The sequence below is a fragment of the Anatilimnocola aggregata genome, from assembly GCF_007747655.1.
Lineage (GTDB): Bacteria > Planctomycetota > Planctomycetia > Pirellulales > Pirellulaceae > Anatilimnocola > Anatilimnocola aggregata.
The window spans coordinates 4,413,028-4,436,219 of record NZ_CP036274.1 but is presented as its reverse complement, the minus strand read 5'-3'; the positions used below and the strand labels follow the sequence as shown (position 1 = coordinate 4,436,219).

Sequence of the window (23,192 nt, the reverse complement as noted above, 5' to 3'; positions counted from 1 at the left end):
AATCTCAAAGGAAGATCCATGAACGCGGAACAAACAGAGGTGATTCAAGTCTGCGCGCGAGGAGCGCTGACCGGTGAGTTGTCCTTTCCGGAAATCGTTGGCAAGCTCACTCAGATCGGCATGGAGCGTTATCACGCGGACTATAGCCGCCAGGAAATCACTTATTACAAGCCGAATGGCGATTCACTGGTTGTCGCCACGCCCCATCCCACAAACCCTACGGCCGATGAGTTTATGCCGGCAGCCGTTGAATCCGCCGTTCGTCAGAGCCAGCGGAACGAGCACACCTACCTGGCCTTCATCCGTAAGACGATGGCTGCCGGCTGCGTGGGATACTTCGTGCAGATCACTGGCCGTCGCGTCATCTACTTCGGACGCAACGGCGAATCCCACGTAGAGCATTTTCCTCCGGCTCACTTTTGATTTGGCTTGGGCTGATTCAGGATGTTGTCCAGGATATCTGCCCCTGCAGTCGGTTTGCGACCGGCATCGGGTAACGAGAGGTCAAACTGGCGATCGGAGCGGGACTTCGTGGCGACCGCCAGCGTTCCCCACAGATGTGGATCGAGCCGAGCTTCCCAAGCTTCATCTGAAGTGCCAGTCGCGAGGGTATTGCTCCAATACACGCGACGTTTGACGGTGTGCCCGTCATCACTAGTCAGTACTCCCCAGTCGCAGCGTAGGTGCTGACCGTCGCGAGGAGTCCAACCGAGTTCCTTTAAGGGAATGACAGCGGTGAAGGTGTAGCGATCCGGTTGCATGCGATCGGGCTTGAAGTCGAGTTTGACGTTCGTCAGGCGGACTACTCGATCGAATTGAGTGGTGCCTCCGGCATCTGTTCGCGTCGCCCAAGCTTCTTTGGGATCGGCGTTTGGCAGGCGCGGCTGATAAAGCACCGCCTGCGGTTGACCCTGGGCGACGGTGAACAGCAAGCGGAGGTCCCCAGCTACTGGTGCCTTCCTTGTATGACTTGCATGTTCGTCGACGCCCAACTGAAAATCGAGGCAAGCACCTGTTTTGAAATAGCGATGGAAGTCGTCACCGGAGTTTTCCAGCTTGCCCATGCCAGTTACATTCCAGCGCAAGTAAAGGTGTTCGCGATCATAGCCGAGCGAGAGGCGCGCGTCTTCTACTTCTGCAGATTCTACAATCTCATCTCCATTGATCGGCAAGCAGTCCATCACCTTAGCCTGACTCTTTACTTCGCGGCGGGCGAGTTCTTCCTGATGAGAGCGGATCTGACGCACTTCTTCGGGCGTCACAACTAGCTCTCCACTCATTCGCCGGAAGTCATCGAGTCCAATTACTTCCCACAGACCGATGTAATTAAAACCATAGACAATGTAGTCGCGACCATCGGCAGTTTGGGTGAAGTATCCGTGGAAGTGCTCCTGGCCCGCAGTCAGATCATTGAAGGATTGATCGCGCTTGACCGTGGACTGTGTCGAGGTAACGGTGCTCCGGGGATCGAATTTATGCCGGAGAATCTGCCCCGCAAGTAAACCGTCGGCCGTCCAGATTTTCCACATGCCGTTGTTGCCGTGAACTACGACAAACTCACCGAGGTCGCCGGCGCGTGATTTCGCATGGCCGATGATGCCAAACTCATTGGTAACGTAGCCGGGCGACCAAGGAGGCAGAAACAAGCCAGAGACCCCTGGGTGAGACGTCGAATATTGCCAACGCAGGTTGCCTGCGCGGTCGACTCCCCGCGTCTCTTGTTCGTCGTTTTGTGAGCTGGAAAGGTTTTCGGCCGGCGCTCGCTGAGCCAGCAGGTCGCCACTGAAAAATTCGTAGGTTGCCGTGAGCGACTCAGGTGCTGCTACTTTCTCAAACTCCAGGTGACTCCCAGGCTTGGGCTGGTAGTAGCTATTGCCGGCCCAGCATTTGAGCTTTTCGTTAAACCGACCCAGTCGCAGTGGCTGACTGTCATTCGCTTTCAGTTCGAAGACGACTTCGGCGGCATCAACCTTGCCATCGCCATTGCGATCTGACCACAAAAAGGTGTAGTCCTTGAGCACTTTGCCATCGGCTAAGAGCTTGAGAATGCTGGGCATTTTCAATTGCTCGAAGGTTACTGCCTCTCCAAAGGCTGCCGCCAGTTGCGCCTTGCCCTGCTCCTCGAGATAGCGATAGACGACTGCCGTGCTTTGTGTGGAATTGTAGGAAAGCGGGTTCCGCACCAGATACGTGGTGCCGCCGTAACGCATCGGGATGCAATCTTCCGGCATCCGATCGGCAAGCATGTTTTTGATGCGAGAGTGCCCAGTCTGCCAATCGATAGCGAACTCCACGTGATTGTAGAAGAGTCGTGATTTATCTGCCGGATCGAGCACACCACCACCGCCGTAGTGGGTGTTTCCATAAAACTCGCGGACGAACTTGCCGTCGGCTGCATACTGGACAATGCGCCGCGGCACATCCTGGCTCTCCACGACCCAAGTCTGTCCTTGGTGATCAACCACAATGTTCTCAACCTTGTGAAACTTCTCCGGATCCCACGGCCCCGGAACTTGTCCACCCGGGTGCCCCAAAGTGCGCAGTAGTTTGCCCGCTTGGTCGTAAACGTGAATCACGCGTTCGGGCAGCACGTATACCTGCAGAGAACTGTTTGGACCGGCTGCAAGTCGGTGGGCAATGCATCGCTTCCCGTCGATATCGGGCAGAACAGTCTTCGCGCCCCCCGTCGTTTGGTCGATCTGAACTACTGTGCCATTCTGAATGCCGAATAACGATCCTGCTTCGTTAAACGATAAAGAACTGGGAGTGCCGGTGATCTCAGGGTTCGTATTTGTGACTTGCAACTCGCGCACCACCTGACCTGTTTGACCATCGCGAAGTTCAAGTCGCTGATAGGCCAAGGTGTCGAGCTTTGCCTCATCACCCAGGTACTGCAGCGCTGCGACACCGGCAATGCGGCAGCGGCGCGGATCGAGACTGCGCCCTCCTTGATCGATGCGCAATGACGCGGTAGCGCGCGGCGAGCCATTGTCTGCCCATTGCGAGACAACACGCAGACGGACGGCTTTGGTACTTACTTCGCCGCCGAACGAGACATAACCATCGAGATAGCGGGCAGCGTCGTTGCGTTCGTACGAAGGTTCGTAACTATCGCGTCGCGCTTGCTCATACGTCGCCACATGACGCCAGCCAGGGGAATCCGTCAGCGACACGCTGCCACTATCGTTCGATTCGTCCCAAACATCGATTTCAGTGACTGCGCCATCAATCTCTTTGATTGCGAGGCCAGCGAGTTTGGTAGCGCTGGGCCACTCCATGACATAGACGCCAGGATCTTCTGCGGAAAGCGCCGCTTTGCGCTGCGCATCCCATTCGCCGACTGAATTGACTTCGCCAGAATTCACGCGAATCTGGGCTTGGGATGTAACATCAGTGAAACGCCGTCTTAAGAGTTTGAGTCCCTCGAATTTTGCAAACCAACTATCTGCTTTCTTGACATCCACTTTCGGCGACGAACCGCCACTGGCGGGCTTGTCGATATCGAACTCCTCGATTGCAATTTTCTTCGGCTGCGATTCCGCTAGGAGATTGTCGATCAGGTTGTCTTCACCGGCATCTTTAGCCCGACGTACACGAATCCGCAGCCCTTGCGTGCGGACTTGAGGTGGCATCGGAATGCAGGTCCAACCCGTTCGTGGCTTGACGGGAGCGGACTGCCAGTCATCTTCATTTTGCGGATTCGGTGGATACTTCGCCGTGGGCTTGAGTACGCTTACGTCGACTAAGTATTCGGGTCCCACGCACGGCAGAACCAGGCTGCCGAGAAACACCGGATCTTTGAACGCGAGCAGAATGTATTGAGTCTTACCTTCACCCGAAGTATCGATTGTGATTGGAAACGTTGTCTCGCGTTTGTCGGGCGACACTTGGGCTTGCCCGGCAGGCGTTCCGGTCAGGCGGAGCAATCGCAGAAAATCGCGCCGCGGATTGGGTTGCACCCGACGCGTACCCAGTGGATCGGGAACACGCTCAGGAAGTTTGGGCAAACAATGTTCGAGATCGACGATGTCGGCGCGGGTGGCGTTCTCTAACCACGGCACTGGCGAATTTCTCGCCACGGCGACTTGCCCTTGATGAGCAGCAAATCCAGTAATGTCCCCTTTGCGATCGGCGGAACTCAGCGAGGTCAATCGTTCAACTTTGTGCGTTGAAGGATCGAGGCGATGCAGCGAATCTCGTTCAATGATGTAAAGGTGGCGATTGTCGCCGGCAAGTCGGCTTACACCCACAAAAGGTCCGAAGCTGTGCTTGCCCCACAACTTTCGGCCCGTGAGATCACATTCAATTAGACAAACCCCAGCCTCTACTCCGGGCGCACCGAAATACACTCTGTCACCACTGACTGCTCCGGAAGTAATGGGAGCATGATCGGCCAGCCAACCGTTTGCGCCCGACTCGCCCGTTTGCCACGGTGTTTGGCCCGGAAACAACTGCGGAGCGTTCGGATAGACAGACAACTGGTATTTGAGGCCCAGTGGCGGCGAGGTGATTGCCTTCCACTTGTAATTGCCGGGCGGAACCGTAAAGCCGCGATGATCCTTAAGGTCCCAATGTTCCACACTTGGTCCCTTCGCTCGATCAACTTGCGCAACCAGGTTACGGATCGTGCGGCCCTCTGCATTCGTAATTACCATTGCCACCTGCCCATCAAAGGGCTGCAAATAAGGAATCGGCTTACCCGCCAGCGAAGCAGACGGCGGAGCAGAAAGTGCGGACTGTGACAACGCGGCCATCTGACCGATTGCGGCTACTGCTCCGCCATCGCACCTTGTCATTTCGAGTTTCAATGCCGTTGTCTTGACGGCAGGGAACGTTAGCAAGCGATCGTGCAATCGCTCACCGTTGCCCCGTTGCTCGTGCAGACTATGGAAATCAACCCGCGCCCAAGCGCTGGCATGTGCAATCGCAGGGTTCAAACCTTCCTGACCACGATAAGCGAGTAGGCGAAAGTCATCGACATTGCTGCTCAACAGCAAGGCACTGACAGTTTGCGCTTCGTCCCACGAGAGGATATACCACGATGGTGTTGCATCGCTGATTGGCCCGCGCTGAAGTTGCTTCGGCGCGTTTGGGCGAGGATCCTTTCCAGTGTTGACCCAGTGCCTGCCTAGCGGGATAGAGTTGGGGTGCGATCCAAACGGACCTTGCTCGCCGCTTCCCACCGCAGCCGGAGTGAGATTGCTGAGCTTTGTCTTGCCGACGAGCCAACTCAACTTGCCGCGATAGTCGCGTTTTGCCTTTACACGGATCGCTGTTGTTCGAAAGTCTGCGGGGAACGATTCGACAGATGATATTTCTTGCCAGTCGGAAGGCTTTGCCTGGGCTATACTGCCTGCGAATTCAGAACGCAATAGCTGCGCGACAAAATGCGAACGCTCAGCCCCACTGGCACTGAGCAACGATGTTCCCACGAGTGTCGGCCGGGAGAATACCAGAGTTAATTGCCATCCTTCGACAATCTTCAACTCCGGACGACTCGCTCGCGCCGCGGCAAGTTGAAAGATATTGTCAAACGCTGCCTTTTCCAGCGGTGTTCGCACTCCCTCGTTTTCGATCGATGATTGAGCCAAGTCTACATCTTGGATAGTGAAAGCAGGCGCCCAAACCACATCGGCGCTCTCTGCGACCGCGCCAAGTAGCAAGGCCAAGCTCAGGCCTAAGCACAGAACACTTCTCTGTTGAATTGCCAGCATGCTGTAACTGATCCCAGTAGGCGAAGCGTGTTCAAAACGGCACCAACTGCGGTGCGCTTGTTTATTGAGTATTGACAATTTAACGAATTCGTTACGCCAACTGGGCGGCCAAACCGAAAAAGGGCAAGAAATGGAAGATTTGGCTGCGCTCATCAAAGCCATCCATTGTGAATGGCTGATTCAATTGGCGATGACAGCCTCTATTCGAACGTCGGTGCGTCGCTGCGGGACGTCGAGTCAAGCTTCGAGAGGCGGCTTCGCACTCTTCACGACGGTAGCACGGCGAATGCCCGTGCTACGAAGTTGCCTGATGTTTAGTTTGGCATTGGCAGCAAGATCAACGCGCCTTCGGCAAAGGTGGCCTCGCCGGGCTTGCCGTTGAGCTTGTACTGAACCTTGAGCCTCTTGTCGCTACCAGGGGCTGGGTCGCCACCGAAGCTCTTGTTGTACGTAGTGTCGGTCAACGTAATGAGCGGCAGATCTGTGGCCTGCCTTTGCAGAATAGCGGTTACATCCTTCTTGCCAGAATCGCCGCCGTATTCGGCCTTCAAAATTTCTACCTTCACCTTCTCTATGCCGGCGTTAGCAAGTTGGTCCTTCACGTCGACACCTTTGCTGGCGAGGCTCTGCGCGATCGACATGACTGTGCCGGTTGCCTCCGCTTTGAGATCGGCAACTTTCAGCGCGGCGAGCGCCATTTTGAAAGTGGACTCGTTGGGGTAACGCTGCAGTACCACCAGTACCAGCTTCTTGTCGCCCGGTTGCTTCGCAGCGTCCATCGCCTTGGCGCACATCTCGTTTCGTAGATCTTCGGGCAGCACGAACTGCCGGGCAATACGAATGTAACCCTTAATAGCGCGACCCTGGTATTTGTGGCCAGGCATCTTGGCCAGTTCGAGCAGAACCGGGGCGGCATCTTCGGTAGTCCATTCGCCGAGCAGCCTGGTGCTAACGTCTTGCAACTCGGGAACGCTGCTCTTGCCAGCCATTCCCACCGCAGCGAGCGCCTTCTTGCCGCCGACTGCACCAATTACTTCGAGCAACTTGACCTTCAAGGGCAACGCTTTCGCGTTGTCGACCGCTGCCGACAGTTCGGCAGCGCATGCTTCACGATCTGGCATGCGAATGCTGGCCGCCTTCAGTGCTTTCTCGGCAGCGGCTGCATCTTCCGCGCGCTTGGGAGTTGCCACTTGCGCAATGAGCACCGGCAAGCCTTTAGCGTCGACTGTCTCACCGAGCGCCGTGAGTGCTGCAGTGCGGACGTTGGTTTCGTTGCTATCGAGTGCCTTGAGTAAGGCGGCTGTCGCTTCGATGCGCCGCGCACCCACTAACTCGATCAACAGTGAGAGTTGCTTCCCGGTTGCTGCAGGTAGTAACGCCGCAATTTGCGAGTCCACTTTCTCGCCACTCAACTCTGCCAACGTGGCTTTCGCAGCATCGGCCAGGTCAGCGTCGCCATCGAGTGCGGTCTCCAACAATGCGGACACGGTGGACGCGTCACCCACACGGCTTAAGGCGGTGATCGCTGCAATCCGCACTTCTTTCGGACCCGTACCAGCGGCCTTCACAATCGCAGGGAGCACGACGGTATTCGGGCGATCGGTCATCGCAGCAATCAGCAAGGCTCCGCGATCTGGATTCAGATTGGCCACTTCCTCGGCGAGGGCCTTATCGACCGCGGAGCCGGGAAATTCTCGAGCGGTGCTTAGTGCCAGTTGAAAGAGCCGCTTCTCGGGCGATCGCAGTTGCTCAATCAGGAGCGTGATGCCTTCATCTTTGCGGGCGAGTATCGCTCCCCGAGTCGCTTCCAGGAAACGCTGATTGGGAACTTGGGCGATGCGAACCTGATCGTAGATTTCGATTGCTTCGGCCGCCTTGTCTCCAGCGAGCCGCTGTTCAGCACACAACATCAGGCCCTCCGCGATGGCGGAATTGACTGGCTTCGGAGCATTGACCAGGGCCTCGCGCAGCGTCTTGGTTGCGGCAGCATCACCAATGCGTCCGAGAGCCACAGCTGCGGCCGAGGCCACTTCGACATCTTTGTCTGCCACGCGTTTTGTCAACAATTCAACAGCCTTGGCGTCACGGCGAACGCCGAGCGAGTTGATGACGCCGATCAGCAAGCGACCTTCGAGCGATTGGGTTGCTTTTCGCAGGGCCTCGTCAGCCTCGGGACCGGGAATCACTTCCAGTGCGATTCGAGCCCAGGATTGGAGTTGCGGGTCAGGCAATAGCTTGGCGAGATCGGGAACAGCAGCGGCGGAACCATCAATCGCCAACTTCTTGCAGGCAAGTGCTTTGTCGGCTGCAGGTGCATCGGACTGGAGAACCGCGAGCAATTCCATTTCCTTCTCTGCCGAAACTTTGATTGGCTCGGCAGCCAGGGGTGTTAAGGCGAAGAGCAGAGGTAAGGCTAAGCAATAGAAATACTTGATATGCATATAAGTGAACCAGAGCTGAATGTGTAGAAGAGTGAACAGCTGACGCATCGGACGAAGAACTGACTCTATGCCTACAATCGCCACGGCTCGCGGAGAGCTTCGGAGCGCATGCGATTCGCCGGCTCATCGTCGACGAAGGCATTCGTGGCCAGGTCGTATTTCACCGGACGATTCAAGGCAATCGCCACGTTTGCTGCGTGACAAGCAATGTGGGCATTGCAGGCCGCTTCCGCATTCCCCTTCGGCTTACCTCGCGATTTCACGCAGTCGAGAAAGTCGCGCACGTGAAATGTGGCTGGGTAACCACCGATTTCTTCAACCTCGCGACCAGCGAGAAGCGCCGGCGAACTCAGGACCATTTTGCCGCTGTCGCCAGCTTCTACCCAGCCCGTCTCGCCTTCAAACCGCACCGGGCAGGAGCCGAGGGGAATCCAGCCTTTTTCGCGGAAGATTAGCTCGACGCCGTTCACATAACGGCAAACGAGTTCGCCATCCTTTGGCGGATTGTATTCTACCGGCGGCGGACAATCGTTCACGGCCCATTGGCACAGGTCGACACAGTGCGAGCCCCATTCCAGCACCCCGCCGCCGCCAAACGCGCCGACGAGGCCGCCACCTTTTTCAAAGTTGAAGCCATTAAGGAGCGCCGGGTTGTACGGACGCCATGCCGCTGGCCCCAGGTAGGTGTCCCAGTCAACAACCTCCTTCTGCGGCTCTGGCTGGGCTGGCAGCCAGGCGCTCATGACGGCCTTCATGCCAGCTGGATGTGCATAGACCCTGGTGAGCTTGCCGAGTTTGCCGGTGCGGGCCAACTCGCAGGCGAAGGCGAAGTGCGGCAGATTTCGCCGCTGCGTGCCCGCTTGAAACACGCGCGCGGTGCGGGCCATCGTATCCCTCAGAATCAAACTCTCGGCGATATTCTTAGTACAGGGTTTTTCGCAGTAGATGTCTTTGCCGGCCTTGGCGGCGGTCATTGCCATCATGCCGTGCCAGTTAGGTCCGGTGGCAATCAACACGGCGTCGATATCGGTGCGATCGAGCAACTCGCGATAGTCGCGATACATATCACAACTGGCGTTGCCGTACTTTGTATCGGCGATCTTCTTCACCGCCAGACGGCGTGATTCTTTCACATCACATACCGCCGTAAACTGCACGTCTTTCTGTTCCAGAAAGCAACCAAGGTCGTAAGTGCCGCGGTTGCCAATCCCAATGCCGCCAACGACAATCCGTTCGCTGGGGGAGACGGCACCGTCTCTGCCGAGGGCAGAACTGGGGATGATCGTTGGCAGCATTGAGGCGACGCCTGTCGCTACGGCTGCTTTCAAGGCGCGGCGGCGCGAGAGATTCACTTTACGTTGGGACATGTTGGCAACTCCTGATCAGAGAGGTTCGCTTGGCTGAAATGTGTCGCTCGGTGTGTTGAGCGTGCTGGCCCGCGTGCCGACAGCATACTCGTTCGGAGTCAATTTGGCGATTTGATTCCGGCCGGTCGAGCAGAAAGTAGCACCACCGTTTATTGACTGCGATTTGCTCCTGGTTACTGACGACAACCGCTTTGTGACCTACGTGGAGTTGTTCGTCGCTAGGAACTTCGCTCAGGTATAAAGACAATGGTCGGATGATTTGTTGCTGCCCGCTCGCAGTAGCGGACAAGTGGGCAGCGAGCATTTGATGTAGAGGAACTGATGTCCAGCGAACCAGAATCCCTGATTTACTTGGCAAGGCATGGAGAAACCGCCTGGTCGCTCACTGGGCAACATACTGGGCTGACCGATCTGCCACTGACCGAACGCGGTGAGCGAAATGCACGCCAACTCGGCGCAAGGCTCGCGGGACTGAACGTTTCGCGGGTCTTCGTCAGTCCGCTGCTACGTGCACGTCAGACGTGTGAATTGGCTGGGTTTGGAGCAATCGCGGAAGTCGACAGCGATTTAGCGGAGTGGGACTATGGCCAGTATGAAGGGCTAACGAGAACTGACATTCACAAGTCGAATCCCGAGTGGCGAATCTTTCGCGACGGTTGCCCGGGAGGTGAGAGCGTTGCGGATGTTTGCGCTCGAGCAGAGCGAGTCGTTGCGCGACTGAGAGCGCTTGATGAGTGCGTACTGCTCTTCTCAAGCGGTCACATCATGGAGATGTTCACAACGCGCTGGCTGGATTGGCCAGCTGAGACTGCCACGCGTTTGTTTCTCGACACGGCTTCGCTGAGCATCGTCGGATATCACCGGACGAATTCAAATCCGGTTCTCCGACTGTGGAACTGTCGCAAGCATGCGGAGCGCGACGAATAAGGTGCTGTTGCCTGAGAGTTTCCAACGAGCAAGAAGTTTAAACATGCTGGATCTTGAGGCAGAAAAGGCGTTGGTCGCGGCCCGCGCGGTAAATGAAATTCAGGCTGGCATGCTTGTCGGACTTGGTACGGGGAGTACATCTGCCTGTGCCATCCGTCTGCTGGGTGCGCGAGTCGCTGCCGGACTTCAGATCGAGGCTACCGCGACCTCGCTCGCAACGGAGCGATTGGCGCGAGCGCTTAATATCAACCTCCGTTCGTTTGAGGACATTTCGATCGTCGACCTGACAATCGATGGTGCCGATCAGATCGACGCAAACTTGCGAGCCATCAAAGGTGGTGGTGGCGCGCTCTTTCGTGAAAAGATCGTGGCCGCTGCTTCAACACGAACAATTATTATCGCTGACTCCAGCAAGCTTGCCCCAGTGCTGGGAGTTGGTCAATCGTTGCCACTCGAAGTGCTCCCCTTTGCCGCGGCCTTTGTGGAACGTTGTCTTCGAGAAGCGGGTCTTGCCGTATCCAGGCGTCGCGAGCCCAAGGGCACTCTAGCGGTAACTGACCAGCAGAACTATCTATTCGATGTTGACTTCGGTGCCATTCACGACCCTCTGCAACTCGCCACCTGGCTAGCTTCGATTCCTGGCGTAATCGAGCACGGCTTGTTCTTGTCTGAAATCAACGAGCTGTTTATTGCTGACAAGGGACAGGTCAGAGTGATCGTTAAGAATGGCAATCCTCCCCTTGATTCGCCGCGACTACCCTCGTGAATGAATCTCAAGAGGTCACCAGCGACCGGCATGGGGACCGCCATCGATGTTTGGCGTTTCACCAGCATTCGACGCGACAAGTGAGGCGATTAGCAGAACGGCAGCCAGATAAAGGATGTGTATCAGGCGGCCAAGTATGATTGCTGGAGCCAAGCGCTGCAATCGCCTCGGCCCCGGCGAGAGGTTACTCCGCAAGTGTCTCTTCCACAAGCATTACTTCGCCGTCCTTCACCGCCAAGTAGTGCCAGTGAACCTCATCGTCAAAGACAACTTTGCCGCCCCCCAGCGTAATGATGTGATCGTAGCGATTTCCTTCTACGCCATCGACAACGACCATTTCGTGATCTCTGGCAGATGTGACCATGGCCAGCCGCTGACCCGTGGGGCTGAAGTACAACTGCTCCTGAATCACGTCGTACTGCTTTCCTTCTTTTCCGCTATCGACGAGGATTGTCGGTCCCTCAGCCGAATGATCAGCGAGATAGACTAAACGTTTACCATCGGGACTGAATTCAGGTTCGCCGACAAAGGCGTAGGACTTTTGCGGTTGACCATTGATAACCACAAACTTGCGCTGGCCAACACCAGCGCCGTGAGCGAGCGATTTGCTATCCGGGCTGAAAACCGGGAGGCCCAGTTCATCGTAGGGGGCACTCTCGCGGCCGTCAGCCACAACTAGCAACTTGCCGTTTTGCACGGCCCAGTGGGCCACACGTTTGCCATCGGGGCTGAAGGTGAACTCTGCAACTCGCGCGTAGCCTTTCCCTTGCTTCCCATCGATCACGGGGTACTCGATGCGCCGATTCTCGATGCCATACGCGACTCGACCGCCGACGGGGCTCAGGGCGAGGCTGTCTTTCACATAATCGGCTTCCAGGCCGCCATAAGCGGGACTCGATTTGCCGTCGACAACCACTACCTCACGAAAGTTCTCTGGTTCCATCACGAACGCGATATTCTTGCCGTCGCGGCTGAGTTGCAGAGTCTTGATGGATTTGAAGCCTGGCTTCAGTTCCTTCCCATCGTAGACAATGAACTTGTTGCCTTGGGACTGACTGGCAACATAGCCCACTTCACCTGCCGGACCATAAAAGAAATTCATCGACAGTTGAGCGGGACCAAACTTCCGCTCGATGCGCGGCTGGCTGCCATCAATGCTCGATTCACGCATTTCATAGTGGTCACCCGTATCTTCAGCCCAGATCACACGCCGGCTATCGGCCGTAAATGTAAGTGCCCACGCCGGAGACTTGAGGAAGACTTCCACTTCCTTGCCATCGACGACCAGCACGTATTCGACATCGCCTTTGGCGTAGCGGCGCGCCGTATAGGCGACATGTTTGCTGTCGCGACTGAAGATGCCGCCATCATGGTTGGCGATGAAGTTCCAGCCGATCTTTTCGGGCACGCCGTTGATTACCAGGGTCTCTCCTTGCCCTTCACCTTGGGTCTGCCCCAGATGAACGATCCAAGATGTGCGCTGGCTATCAGGACTGAACCGGAAGTTCTTCACAAACTGATCGGCCTGGCGAATGGAGTTCTGGTATTGATACTGCTTGTCGTCGACGGCGATTCCTTTGTCGATCAAGTAAGCCAGTCGGCGACCATCGGGACTGACCCAAAAGTGAGGCTTCTTGTTGTCGCGCTTGGTGAAGTCGAGCTCGCCGACCTTCGCCAGCGACTTCTCCTTGGCTACTCGTTTGAACGTGGTCGCAGCCGACGCCGATGGAGTGGCTACGCGCGTAGCACTTGGAGGCACCGGTGCGGAGGTTGGATTCTTGGGCTTGGTGTTCGGAGCCAACGGAACTGCTGCCGGAGCGAGTTTAACTTGGGGAGTCTGTTTCGTCTTGGCTGTGTCTTCAAGCGTTTTCAGTTCCTGTAACGCCTTTTTCAGCTGCGATTGAACTTCGGGAGGCAACTCCACACCGGGGGGCAATTCCGGCAAACCGGGAATGGAAGGCGGGGCGGCTTTCTTGCCACCATTTGTCACCTGAGCCCAGGCAGTTTCCTGGCAATGGCAAACCAAAACGCTTGGCAAAAAGCAGGCGACCGCCACCAGGAAATGTGACGCCCAGGTGTTTTTCATCGCTCAGCACCTCAGAACAGGAATTTGGCTCGATAGCAAATATACTACGCGCAATCGCTAACGATTTGTTTCGCGCAGGCCGTGCAGCACATTTTTTCTGAATTTGCTTCCTGTGCCAAAGTGTGGCTCTTTACTTTGTAAAGGGGACATCGCGGAGGGCGAGGGGCGGCACGGTCCACGGCATGTTCAAGAAGGGATTCTGTTTGCCATTGGTTGCCTTGCGAACTTCCGAGAAGACGACCGAATAGATGTGATGGGTGTAGAGCACATGCTCGTGTGGATCGTACGGAACGCCCTCGCCCACCTGGAGCGCTTTGAGGAAGGCGGCGGTGAAGTGGCCATTCTCCGCGGTCGCTGAAGCCACTTCGTGCGACATGGCAGCTGCTAACACAGTGACGCCGGCAGAAGCATCGGTGAGTCCGCGGGTGAGGTCGTCGGTCGCGGGGCGGAATGCTTTTACTCCGCTGGCCGAGTGACACGAATCCATGACGAGCAGCACGGGGCATTCAATATCGGCCAGGGCCAGTCGTAAGTCGGAGCCCGAAAGTGACTTGTCCTTGAGGCTTTGATTGGGATCGGCTTCGTGCGTCATCAAATAGTACTCGTCCAGGCGTTTGATTCCTTGCGGCGTTATCGCAACGTGTGGCTGCGCAATTCCATGCCCGGCGAAAAGAAAGACGACAATATCGCCAGCCTTGGCCACTTTGCGAATATCGGCAATCGCTTTAAGCACGGTCGAGCGAGTCGCCTGGCTGTTGGTCAGCAGCGTTCCATTCACTCTGCCAAAGCGATTGTGCTCGCCCACGCAGTGTCGCTCTAAAGCAGCAAAAACATCGGTCGCATCTTTGGCGGCCGAGGTGAGGTTTAGCGCTGGCAAGGCATACTGGTCGACCCCCACACAAATTCGATGCAAGACAGAGATTTGACTTTCTGACTTCGGGCCTTTGAGAACCAGCGGATCGGAAACCGCTGAACTGTCCTCTCCGCGAACCAGCAGTTTCAACTCATGTGTGCCGGCAGGAAACTCAAGCTCCCAGGTTGCTTCGGCCTTTTCTCCCGGTGCAACTGTCTTGGTTCCAACTCCGTTGGTTAGGGGACGACCGTCAAGCAGCAGGCGCATGGCGACGACGGGCTTGTCCGGTGCACCGGGAATCGCCGACGCTTGCACTTGCACGCGGCCATCGGTTTGCTTGAGCAACGTCAACGTACCCTTGGGAGGCAGTAACTGTTCGAGTGCTGGAGCACGAGCTTCAGTTTGCTGCTTGAGGGCTGCTTCGATCGAGCCAAGCTGAATCGCCCGCTTCAGCAAGTCAGGGCGATGAAAGTGCTTGGAGAATTTCTCGGCTGGATAAAATGTCGATAAGCGGTCGGGGCCGTTGCTGACCGCCCAACCGAACAGCTTTTCGCCGCCGGGACTGGCCGCGAAATAACCTTCGCGCGACCAGATCACCCATTCGCCATTGACGCGGGCGAAGCTGAGAAATGGGAAGGCCTGCCCGTCGGTGGTGTAAATGTTGAGTTGATGCGCGCCGGTGGACACAATCGCAAAGCGGCCATCGGGGGCCGGGGCCACGTCGCGAACGAAGATCGTGTCGGGAAAAAGCCTCGTGACGGTAGTTCCATCGCTCTTCGACAAACTAAGTCTCGAGCTGCCAGTTCGTATCTTATTCGCTGCCCAGATCACCAGGGGCGGTTCATCGCCGCGCGGAATCAAGGATCGCGCCAGAATTCCGTTAAAGCCTTGAATGGTTCCGATCGACTCTTCGCCTCGGTTGACATCGAACTTGCCGCTGACCTGCTTCCGAATGCTCCACTCGCCAACAGACTCTCGCAGGACGCCATAGTCCGCCGGACGCACTTCGGCAATCGGCTCCATCTTGACCAGATCAAAGCCGAACTGCAGGTCGGTGGGTTCGGTGTTGAATTTTCGCCGATGACGCAATTCCGACCAGGCGAAACCAGCCGGTCGATCGGCAGCAGCCCAGCCCACCAGCGTAGGAACAGGACTGGCAGCTCCGCAGCGAGCGACAACCGCGCCGTCTTTCACACGAAAGACAACCGCGTCGAGTCCCATCGAGACGGTGATTGCCCCGAGTTCGCCATCTGCCGAAACTGCTCCCGCCGTGTGAAAAATGCCTGCCGAGAAATCTTCGAAGATGCGCTTGGCCTGGCCGGTAGTCAGATCGAAGAGATAGGCAAACGCACCTGGTTCCGCACTCCCATTGGAATCACTGGAGCAGAAGAGCAAGGTTTGCGGGTTCACATAAGAGATGGACCGCAGGTCAGTAGCCGAGGCAAATCCTTGAATCTCCTTGAACAAATGCTCTTGAAGCAACTTGCCTTCCGCGGAGCGAATTTCAAACCCATGTTTTCCTTGGACTCCGGGCAAGAGAGCTCTGGCAAATTGTTTGCGGTCGGGCGACCACGCAATGCACGAAGTCTGGGCCTGAGCACCGAACCGCTGCGTGATCGTGGGCACGTTGGTTCCGAGGTTCCAGAATACAAAGTCGCGTTCGCGGTGGCTCGACAGGAGTTGCTTGCCGTCGGGACTGAATTGCAAAAAATCGGCGTTTCGCTTGAGATCTTCCCCCTTCAGCACCGTGCTCTCGCGCCGCCGCACTTCTGTCGCAGTTATCTCCGGGTAGATGATGATTTCGTTCCTGCGTCCACCGAACGCCACGGCCAAACGATAGTCGGGCGCAATCGCAAGCGCCGTCACTTCGCCGCTGGGAGCACGCAGGTGATTCACGGTACGCTTTTCGATATCCACAACCATCAACTTGGCGCGCTCGGACGCGTCTCCTTCGGACAACGATTGGCGTACGCCGCCACCAATCGCCACATAGCGACCATCGTGTGAAACCGTGGCCGTGTGCCAGGCATTGACGCTGGAAACTTGTTCGTGTCCAAAGGCCGGCAGGCGAAGAATATCGAGCCGCTCACCAGTCGAAGTACTCCAGACCTGAATGGACGAATCTTCGCCGACGGTGATTAGTTTTTTCTTATCGCTGCTGAAGCCCATCGCGCAAATCGATTGCGTATGCGAGCCAGGATCAAAGACCGGAATCACGCGCGGAATGTCTTCACCTTCGACTGCTTCCTCTGCCTCATCGGCCGCTGCCAGCGGCTTAACAGTTTCTGCGGGCTGCGCGGGCACCGGCTCGTCGGCGTTTTTCTTTTTGTTCTTTTTCCCTTTGGTTTGGGCCAGCAGCGGCGCGGCCAAGAGAGAAAGCAACAACAGGGCAGCGGTGAAGCGGAGCAGCGACATGGCAGGACTCGGTGATCGTGGGGTAGTGGGTCAAACAGTTCCGACGTTGGATCGGACGGAACGTGGATCGTATTTGGACAGACCTGGCAGCCCGTCCAAATACGACATCGTGCAGTTCGCAACTTGGTTAGTTGGTGGTAATTGTGTAAGCGACTGGTGGTCCGCCGCCGTTAATCACCTTGATCTTGATTCCTTTGTTGTCAGCAGCTCTGCCAGGTTGAAAGTTGTAAAAGCCCCACGAACCTTGGCTGTGCCACAGTACCTTGCCCCCTGGACCGATCACTTCAAATTGAACCTTGCCGGTTCCGCGCATCGAAATCGACGCGGGCGAATGCGGCTCAAAGGCTAAATCCACATGCTGAGCTTTGCCCGACTTGACGATGCGGCTGATGACCCTGGGGCCCCCCACAGCACCACGTTCCGTCACCAGCTCAGCTTGCTTGATCTGCGCTTCTAAAGCTGACTTGTCCTTGGAGGGCAACGCGCGAGCTTCATCAAACAGGGCCGCTGCTTCATGAGCAAACGAGTTGGTCTCACCTTCTGCCGCTACCGCTTTTCCATCTTCCGTCACCTCGGCATTGGCTGGATTCACTTTACCTCCGGTTTGCTTGTGAAGTCGCAGAAGAATTCCGCCAGCGGCGACGAGTGCTTCGGGTGATTTGAAATCCTTGAGGCCTGTTGCGTCGGCCAGTTCGCCCCGGCCGAAGGCGGTCAATTCCGCGGCGAGAGCCACTTTTTCAACGAGTTCGGCGGTCTTCTCTGCTTCTGTTTGGTCCGCAGATCCCTCAACCGCCTTCTGAGCCTGCGCGACTGTGACTGAGAACATCATGCATGCGGCAACAACCGCAGCCAACCAACCTGATCGAGACATGAACATGAGCTGATCTTCCTTCTTCAAATGGGAACTAAAGGCGACGGAACATCCGTCGACCACAAACCTTTCAAGCGTTAATTGCCGCCTCAGTTGCCAATGACTTTGTATTTGGTAACTGGGCCGTGATTGAAAACCTTGAGCGTGACGTCTTTCGCACCACCGGGATGATAAATGCCCCTGGGGCCGTGGCTGTGCCAGATAACTTTACCGCCGGGACCGATTGCTTGAAAGTGAGTTTTGGCCGTCCCATGCACAACGACCGCGGGAGCGTTTGGCCGGACCGCCATGCGAACTGTATGGGCGTGGCCCGTCACAATCGTGCGACTGACGACCCGTGGCCCTAACCCGCCGGCGCGAGCTGTGACGGTCTGCGCTTGCTTGATTTGTGCTTCGAGTGCGGCCTTGTCCTTCGAGGGGAGGGCGCGGGCCTCATCAAACAGCGCGGCCGCTTCGTCGGCGAGCGACTCGGCTGCGCCGCTTTCCTCCGCCACCGCCTTGCCGTCTTGATCCATCACCGTGGCATCTGACGGTGCCATTTTGCCGCCGCTTTGCTTGTGGATTCGCAGCAGGATGCCGCCGGCAGCGACCAGTGCTTCTGCCGACTTGAAGTCCTTGACACCTGTGGCATCGGTCAATTCGCCCCGGCCAAACGCGGTCAATTCCGCTGCGAGCGCGATCTGCTCGACGACGTTCGACGTCTCGTCGGCTTCGGTCTGTTGACCCGACGCAGTGGTGCCAGAGAACAACAGGCATCCGGCAACGACGGACGCCAACCAACTAGTGCGTGACAACAACATATCTAAACTCCTCAGCTGCAAACTAAAGTACGCTTGTCAGCGGAACACCCGCTGGCCACGATCAAACCAATCAATCTCTAAATGGCAACTGCCATAAACGAACGACGCCATCGGCGCCGCCGGATACTGCCTGTCTCCCGTTGCCCACAAACGCGACGGCTTGCACCGCCCGATCGTGTCCCGTCAAAACATGAGTTGTCTGGCCGGAAGGTACCGACCAGACGCGAATCGTTCCTGCAGCATCGCCCGACAATATTTGTCTGCCATCAGAAGAAACGGCGAGTGCCAACACAGGCTCTGTGTGACCGAGCCATTCGTGCTGAAGCGCGCCCGCGTTCCAGATGCGGATGACGCCATCGTCACCAGCGGCCACCAGTCGTTCGGAAAGAAATGCTACGGCGCGCACCGCAGCAGAACCGGCGCTGTACTCTCTCTCTCGTTTGCGTGTGCGATTATCCCAAACGACGACTTGCCCCTCGTCACTGCCAGTCAGCAATTGATTGCCATCGGCAGAGTAGGCGAGGGCGAACATGACTTGAGGTGATTCCTGGACGAGCGCTTGCGATTCACCCGTGTTCAAATTCCAGAGCAATACGCCATCTGCTCCAGCTGATGCGATTCGCTCACCGTTTGGTGAATAGCTCAGCGCTGTGATCATGCGGGTATGTCCGGCGAGGGGCTCTCCGCGCGGAATCAGTTTCTGTGCATCCCAAATCCGAATCGCCAGTTCCGCGGGCGGCTGCTTGTTACCGCCCGCCGTCGCCACGTAATTGCCATCGGGAGAAACCGCCAAACAGCGGGCAGCGTGTGGTAGATCGACAAAGCGCGGAGTGGCTGAAGACGTGGGATCCCAGGCGACCAAGGTACGGTCGAGGCCTGCAGACAACACCAGAGGAGTCAACCCGGGCCGCACGGCAACGCAGGTCACCGGTTGAGTATGCGTCACATGCTGTGTGATCTCGCCCACAAGTGCGATTCGCAGTGCCTGTGGTTTGTCAGCAAGCACCGAAAAATGATCGGGCACGAGTCTCCGGCCTGGCAGTTCGGTCGCCGGTCGGACGGTGTAATCGCCCGGCTGTAGGTCGAGCGTTTTTTCGCGGCCGAGCGTCAACGATTGCTCGTGCCCATCGCGTCGCAGCACCACGGCGAACGAGGGCTCATCGCCGCTGAAAGTCACCTTCACCGGAGCCTCAGCCGCTGGTGTGTTCATCATTCCCCACCAGGCAACTGCACAGCCACTCATCAACGCCACTGCCAACATGGCCGCGAACCAGCGTCGGCGAATCATGCGATATTGCTGATCGACAAGACGCCGCTCGAATGATTCCAAGGCTTCGACAACGGCAGCCGAAGTTGCAGGCCGCTCGCTTGGATCGCGCGCTAGCATGCGGCCGATCAAGTCGCTCAGCTCGGTAGGGACTTTGGGATTCAACTTCGTCGCGGGGGGCGGTGGATCGGAAAGCACCGTCCATAAGGCCCGCATCCGCCGTTCACCTGTGAATGGAGAAATCCCCGTCGCCATGCGATAGAGCACGCAGCCCAGACTGAATAGGTCGGAACGCTGGTCAAGGGCTAAGCCGCGAGCTTGCTCGGGCGCCAAATACCCGGGTGTGCCGGAGATTGCCTCGGTGTCGGCATCGTTCTCGCCGTGGACAATTGCCAGGCCGAAGTCCAGTACCTTTACACGTCCACGCGGCGTTTCAAGCCAAAGATTGGCGGGCTTGATGTCACAGTGAATCAGACCCGCGGAGTGCGCGGCAGCCAGACCGCTGGCAGCTTCGCGTCCGATTCGCAGGATCTCGGCCAGTGGCAGTGGGCCCGTGGTTTCTTCCAAGCACCGCTTGAGCGTTACACCTCGCAACATCGGCATAACGATGCACGGCAAACCTTCGTGCGTTTCTACCGAGTAGATCGCAACGATGTGGTCATGCTCGATTGCCGCAGCCGCTTGGGCTTCACGCACTAAGCGGGTCGCGATACCCTTTTCGGCAAGCAGTTCGCCATGAATGACCTTGATCGCCACCGATCGTTTGAGCAGCGGATCATGCGCATGGAGCACAGTCCCCATGCCCCCGCTCCCCAGCACACCTTGAATCTCGTACCGCCCGATTGTCTTTGGCAGTGAGGGGTCGGCGGCCGAGGTGGCGGGCAGAGGTAAACCTTTGGGAAAAGTCGGCGTATCGGCGGCGGAGACCGGCAGCGCGATCGTACTTTCGATGGCCAGGGTTATCTGTTTGAAATGCGGCACGAGCAACTTAACCAGTTCCTCGGGGGCATCTGGCAAGTATGCGAATGATTCATGGGCTGGGGTCAGACGCGAATACAGCCGCAGCGTCTCTACGAACTCATCTTCCGCCGCCAAGGTTGTCAATTGCTGTTGGCAATTGGTGCAACTGGTCAGGTGGTTTTCCAGCGACAGTGAATCCTCGTCCTCCAACCGGCCGAGCAAAAAATGCTCGAGCGCGCGGTTCGGCGGACAGGTAACCTGGGGAGGCATGGCAGATATCTCTTTCGCGGACGCGATGTTGGCAGGAACAGTACACGTCGTTATGGAAAACCTGTCACCTCCTTTTGGAAATTCTTGAGAAACGCCGAAAATCAAGAGAACCGTTGGTCGTCAGAGTAGCCAACGCAGTTCTTGCCGCAAGTGCCGAAGTACTCGCGATTTGGCGAGATACACGGAATTCACACTAATACCCAGTTCGTCCGCCACCTCCTGCGCGGGCCGCTCCTCAACGACAAATTCCCAACAGGCTCGCGCGGTAGTCGGCTCGAATTGCTCCTGAATCATCGCGAGGGCGCGACGCACAAGGTGCGAGCGATACTCGGCTTCGTCCAGTTGCAACCGCGGATCGGTGTCGGGCAGCTGATCGGGGTCTAGCGCAGCAGCTGCTCCGGGGGTGCCTGATCGCTGCTTGCGGGCCTGGTTTCGCCAGGAATTCAGCAGCACCGTTTTGAGCCATGCGCGAAAGCTGTGCGCCGGGTCGTACCGAAACGCCGGCAGTTTTTCGCAGAGCGTTACGAACACGGTTTGCATCAGGTCGGCTGAATCAGCGTCCGACAATCCCAGTCGCTTGCACCACGCGAGCAGCAGCGGCGTGTACAAGTCGACAAACCGGCTCCAGGCAGCTTGGTCCGAGCCGCGGCTGAGACGATCGAGCAAAGATAGCGACGTCGTATTCACCGCAGGAGTATACCTGTTGCGATGTTAAGGTGTTGTCGCTGACCGATCGGCAAACGCTGCCTTCAAGTTCTCGCTCGGTTCTGACGGCGTTCATCGAAAGCCCTGTTTGAGGCCGGCGCTCGTCGATGCGCTGCTTGAGACCCGCTTGGCATCTCTCGTTGGAGAACAACATGAACGGAACCAGCACCTTTGCCGCTCTGCGTTTTGGCGCTGTTGAAGATTCCAAATCGGCTGGTTCGCGCTGGCGTGATTGTCTCTGATTGTCGTGGCTCAGAGGCGAACGGTGAGTTGAAGGCGCAGGACAGAAACTAGCCTGACTGCGCATCCTGCCGAGCGAATTTTAGTTGGCCGATTGCAAACCGACGGCAACTTGCCAAGCTGAGTCCCCGAGTGCTCAGGCAAATAGGTCGTGAACTACCTGCCCCCCCTCGGGGCCTGTGAGCCGATGGTCGCGGCCAGCGTACCAATAGGTGAGCTCGTTGGCGGGCAGTCCCAGCAGGTGAAAGATCGTGGCATGCAGGTCACGGAAGTGGACTTTTCCTTCGACAGCTTGCGCGCCGGTCTCATTCGTTTTGCCGTGCACATAGCCACCTTTCACACCGCCACCGGCGAGCCAGAAGGTAAAGCCGCGGTAATTGTGATCAGTTTCGTTCTTGCCGTCATCCGGCGTGAGACCAGGGCGTCCAAATTCGCCGCCCCAGATGACCAAGGTATCTTCGAGTAAGCCGCGCTGTTTGAGATCCTCCAGCAATGCCGCAATGGGAGCGTCGGTGGCTTCGCAGTTGGCCTGAAGATCGCGACGATGATTCTTGTGCTGATCCCAGCTGCCATGGTTCAATTCGACAAATCGCACTCCCGCTTCGACAAAGCGGCGCGCGAGCAAGCATTGGCGACCGAAGTCCGAAGGTTTGCAAACCCCAACCGATTCGCCTTGCTTGCCGACACGATAACGATCCAAAGTGGCCTGCGTCTCGCGGCTGAGGTCCAACCAGCCCGGCGCTTCCGCCTGCATTTGAAAGCCCAACTCCATCGACTGGATGACGCTCTCCAGCTTTTGTTCGTCTGGGCGCTCAGCCAGGTGCTGGCGATTCATCAGTTGCACCAGGTCAAGTTGCCGACGTTTGGCGGGGAGCGGCAAGTGATCGCTGGCCACATTATTGATGGTAGCGGTCGACATGTTCTCGCCATTCACCCCAATCGGTGTGCCGGTGAAAATCGATGGCAGGAAGGCGCTGGAATAGACAGAGCTTTTCGAAGTATTCAGGCTGATGAACCCGGGGAGATTCTGATTCTCGGTACCCAGTCCATAACTGATCCACGAGCCCAAGCTGGGGCGCTGGCGCAAACGGTCGCCGGTGTGCAATTGCAGGAACGATTGAGCATGGATGCCGGTATCGGCATGCATGCCGTTAATCACACAGAGTTGGTCGGCATGCCGGGCTGTTTCGGGGAGCAGATCCGAAATCCACAGGCCGCTCTCACCATGCTGTTGGAACGGAAAAACAGAGCCGGGATGCTTCTTATTGCCGGTCTGCGGTTTGTAATCAAAGGTGTCCATCTGTGCGGGCCCGCCACTCATGCACAGAAAGATCACTCGCTTGGCCCGCGCAAGCAGTGGCGGCTGACGAGCCGCGAGCGTGTTGGGCACCGCCGGAGCGATTGGTGCCGCCGACGCCTGCTGCCCCATCAAGGCTTGCAAGGCTAAATATCCAAAGCCACAGGAGGTTGCTTGCAGCAGGTCGCGTCGCGAGTAATTCATCACAGCTTC

At 57.2% G+C, this 23,192-nt stretch carries 13 protein-coding genes; 3 read left to right on the top strand and 10 right to left on the bottom strand.

Translation table 11 applies throughout. The annotated features are described in order from the left end of the window. Nucleotides 1-18: 18 nt before the first annotated feature. Complete coding sequence (locus tag ETAA8_RS16690) at nt 19-423, top strand: DUF1398 domain-containing protein (RefSeq protein WP_145090562.1); 405 nt, start codon at nt 19-21, stop codon at nt 421-423. Here ETAA8_RS16690 and ETAA8_RS16685 read toward each other — a convergent pair. From ETAA8_RS16685 to ETAA8_RS16675, 3 genes are all read right to left on the bottom strand, one after another. Continuing rightward, nucleotides 414-5,591, bottom strand: coding sequence for an NHL repeat-containing protein (locus tag ETAA8_RS16685; protein WP_145090559.1), 5,178 nt, complete (start codon nt 5,589-5,591; stop codon nt 414-416). The genes ETAA8_RS16690 and ETAA8_RS16685 overlap by 10 nt on opposite strands. A 437-nt stretch (nt 5,592-6,028) precedes the next feature. Further along, entirely contained in the window at nt 6,029-8,155 is a 2,127-nt protein-coding gene (locus ETAA8_RS16680) for a HEAT repeat domain-containing protein (RefSeq protein WP_202921890.1), read from the bottom strand. Nucleotides 8,156-8,226: 71 nt separating this feature from the next. Further along, nucleotides 8,227-9,522 carry a Gfo/Idh/MocA family protein gene (locus tag ETAA8_RS16675; RefSeq protein WP_145090553.1) on the bottom strand — a complete coding sequence of 432 codons (1,296 nt, stop codon included), beginning with the start codon at nt 9,520-9,522 and terminating at the stop codon, nt 8,227-8,229. 321 nt (nt 9,523-9,843) lie between these two features. Between ETAA8_RS16675 and ETAA8_RS16670 the strand changes: the two genes are divergently transcribed. Next, nucleotides 9,844-10,449: a histidine phosphatase family protein gene (locus ETAA8_RS16670; protein ID WP_145090550.1), complete on the top strand. Its 606-nt coding sequence runs from the start codon at nt 9,844-9,846 to the stop codon at nt 10,447-10,449. A gap of 43 nt (nt 10,450-10,492) precedes the next feature. Continuing rightward, a complete protein-coding gene (rpiA, locus tag ETAA8_RS16665) occupies nt 10,493-11,215 on the top strand; it encodes a ribose-5-phosphate isomerase RpiA (RefSeq protein WP_145090547.1) in 723 nt (240 codons plus the stop codon). Between the two features lie 184 nt (nt 11,216-11,399). Here the strand turns inward: rpiA and ETAA8_RS16660 are convergent, their stop codons facing one another. From ETAA8_RS16660 to ETAA8_RS16630, 7 genes are all read right to left on the bottom strand, one after another. Continuing rightward, complete coding sequence (locus tag ETAA8_RS16660; RefSeq protein ID WP_145090544.1) at nt 11,400-13,301, bottom strand: PD40 domain-containing protein; 1,902 nt, start codon at nt 13,299-13,301, stop codon at nt 11,400-11,402. A 130-nt stretch (nt 13,302-13,431) separates the two neighbouring features. Beyond that, nucleotides 13,432-16,569, bottom strand: coding sequence for a caspase family protein (locus ETAA8_RS16655; RefSeq protein ID WP_145090541.1), 3,138 nt, complete (start codon nt 16,567-16,569; stop codon nt 13,432-13,434). Nucleotides 16,570-16,696: 127 nt separating this feature from the next. Beyond that, nucleotides 16,697-17,446 (bottom strand): hypothetical protein, encoded by a 750-nt coding sequence (locus ETAA8_RS16650; protein ID WP_145090539.1) that lies wholly within the window; start codon nt 17,444-17,446, stop codon nt 16,697-16,699. A gap of 83 nt (nt 17,447-17,529) precedes the next feature. Beyond that, complete coding sequence (locus ETAA8_RS16645) at nt 17,530-18,240, bottom strand: hypothetical protein (protein ID WP_145090536.1); 711 nt, start codon at nt 18,238-18,240, stop codon at nt 17,530-17,532. Between the two features lie 70 nt (nt 18,241-18,310). Continuing rightward, nucleotides 18,311-20,737, bottom strand: a complete 2,427-nt coding sequence (locus ETAA8_RS16640) for a WD40 repeat domain-containing serine/threonine protein kinase (protein ID WP_145090533.1) — start codon at nt 20,735-20,737, stop codon at nt 18,311-18,313. 120 nt (nt 20,738-20,857) lie between these two features. Further along, nucleotides 20,858-21,424 (bottom strand): RNA polymerase sigma factor, encoded by a 567-nt coding sequence (locus ETAA8_RS16635; protein WP_145090530.1) that lies wholly within the window; start codon nt 21,422-21,424, stop codon nt 20,858-20,860. A 394-nt stretch (nt 21,425-21,818) separates the two neighbouring features. Beyond that, a complete protein-coding gene (locus ETAA8_RS16630; RefSeq protein ID WP_145090527.1) occupies nt 21,819-23,183 on the bottom strand; it encodes a DUF1501 domain-containing protein in 1,365 nt (454 codons plus the stop codon). Nucleotides 23,184-23,192: the final 9 nt, after the last annotated feature.

Excerpts from the sequence above, each read along its gene's own strand:
- ETAA8_RS16690 (WP_145090562.1), top strand. The coding sequence starts at position 19 with ATGAACGCGGAACAAACAGAGGTGATTCAAGTCTGCGCGCGAGGAGCG.
- ETAA8_RS16680 (WP_202921890.1), bottom strand. The coding sequence starts at position 8,155 with ATGCATATCAAGTATTTCTATTGCTTAGCCTTACCTCTGCTCTTCGCC.
- ETAA8_RS16675 (WP_145090553.1), bottom strand. The coding sequence starts at position 9,522 with ATGTCCCAACGTAAAGTGAATCTCTCGCGCCGCCGCGCCTTGAAAGCA.
- ETAA8_RS16670 (WP_145090550.1), top strand. The coding sequence starts at position 9,844 with ATGTCCAGCGAACCAGAATCCCTGATTTACTTGGCAAGGCATGGAGAA.
- rpiA (WP_145090547.1), top strand. The coding sequence starts at position 10,493 with ATGCTGGATCTTGAGGCAGAAAAGGCGTTGGTCGCGGCCCGCGCGGTA.
- ETAA8_RS16660 (WP_145090544.1), bottom strand. The coding sequence starts at position 13,301 with ATGAAAAACACCTGGGCGTCACATTTCCTGGTGGCGGTCGCCTGCTTT.
- ETAA8_RS16655 (WP_145090541.1), bottom strand. The coding sequence starts at position 16,569 with ATGTCGCTGCTCCGCTTCACCGCTGCCCTGTTGTTGCTTTCTCTCTTG.
- ETAA8_RS16650 (WP_145090539.1), bottom strand. The coding sequence starts at position 17,446 with ATGTTCATGTCTCGATCAGGTTGGTTGGCTGCGGTTGTTGCCGCATGC.
- ETAA8_RS16645 (WP_145090536.1), bottom strand. The coding sequence starts at position 18,240 with ATGTTGTTGTCACGCACTAGTTGGTTGGCGTCCGTCGTTGCCGGATGC.
- ETAA8_RS16640 (WP_145090533.1), bottom strand. The coding sequence starts at position 20,737 with ATGCCTCCCCAGGTTACCTGTCCGCCGAACCGCGCGCTCGAGCATTTT.
- ETAA8_RS16630 (WP_145090527.1), bottom strand. The coding sequence starts at position 23,183 with ATGAATTACTCGCGACGCGACCTGCTGCAAGCAACCTCCTGTGGCTTT.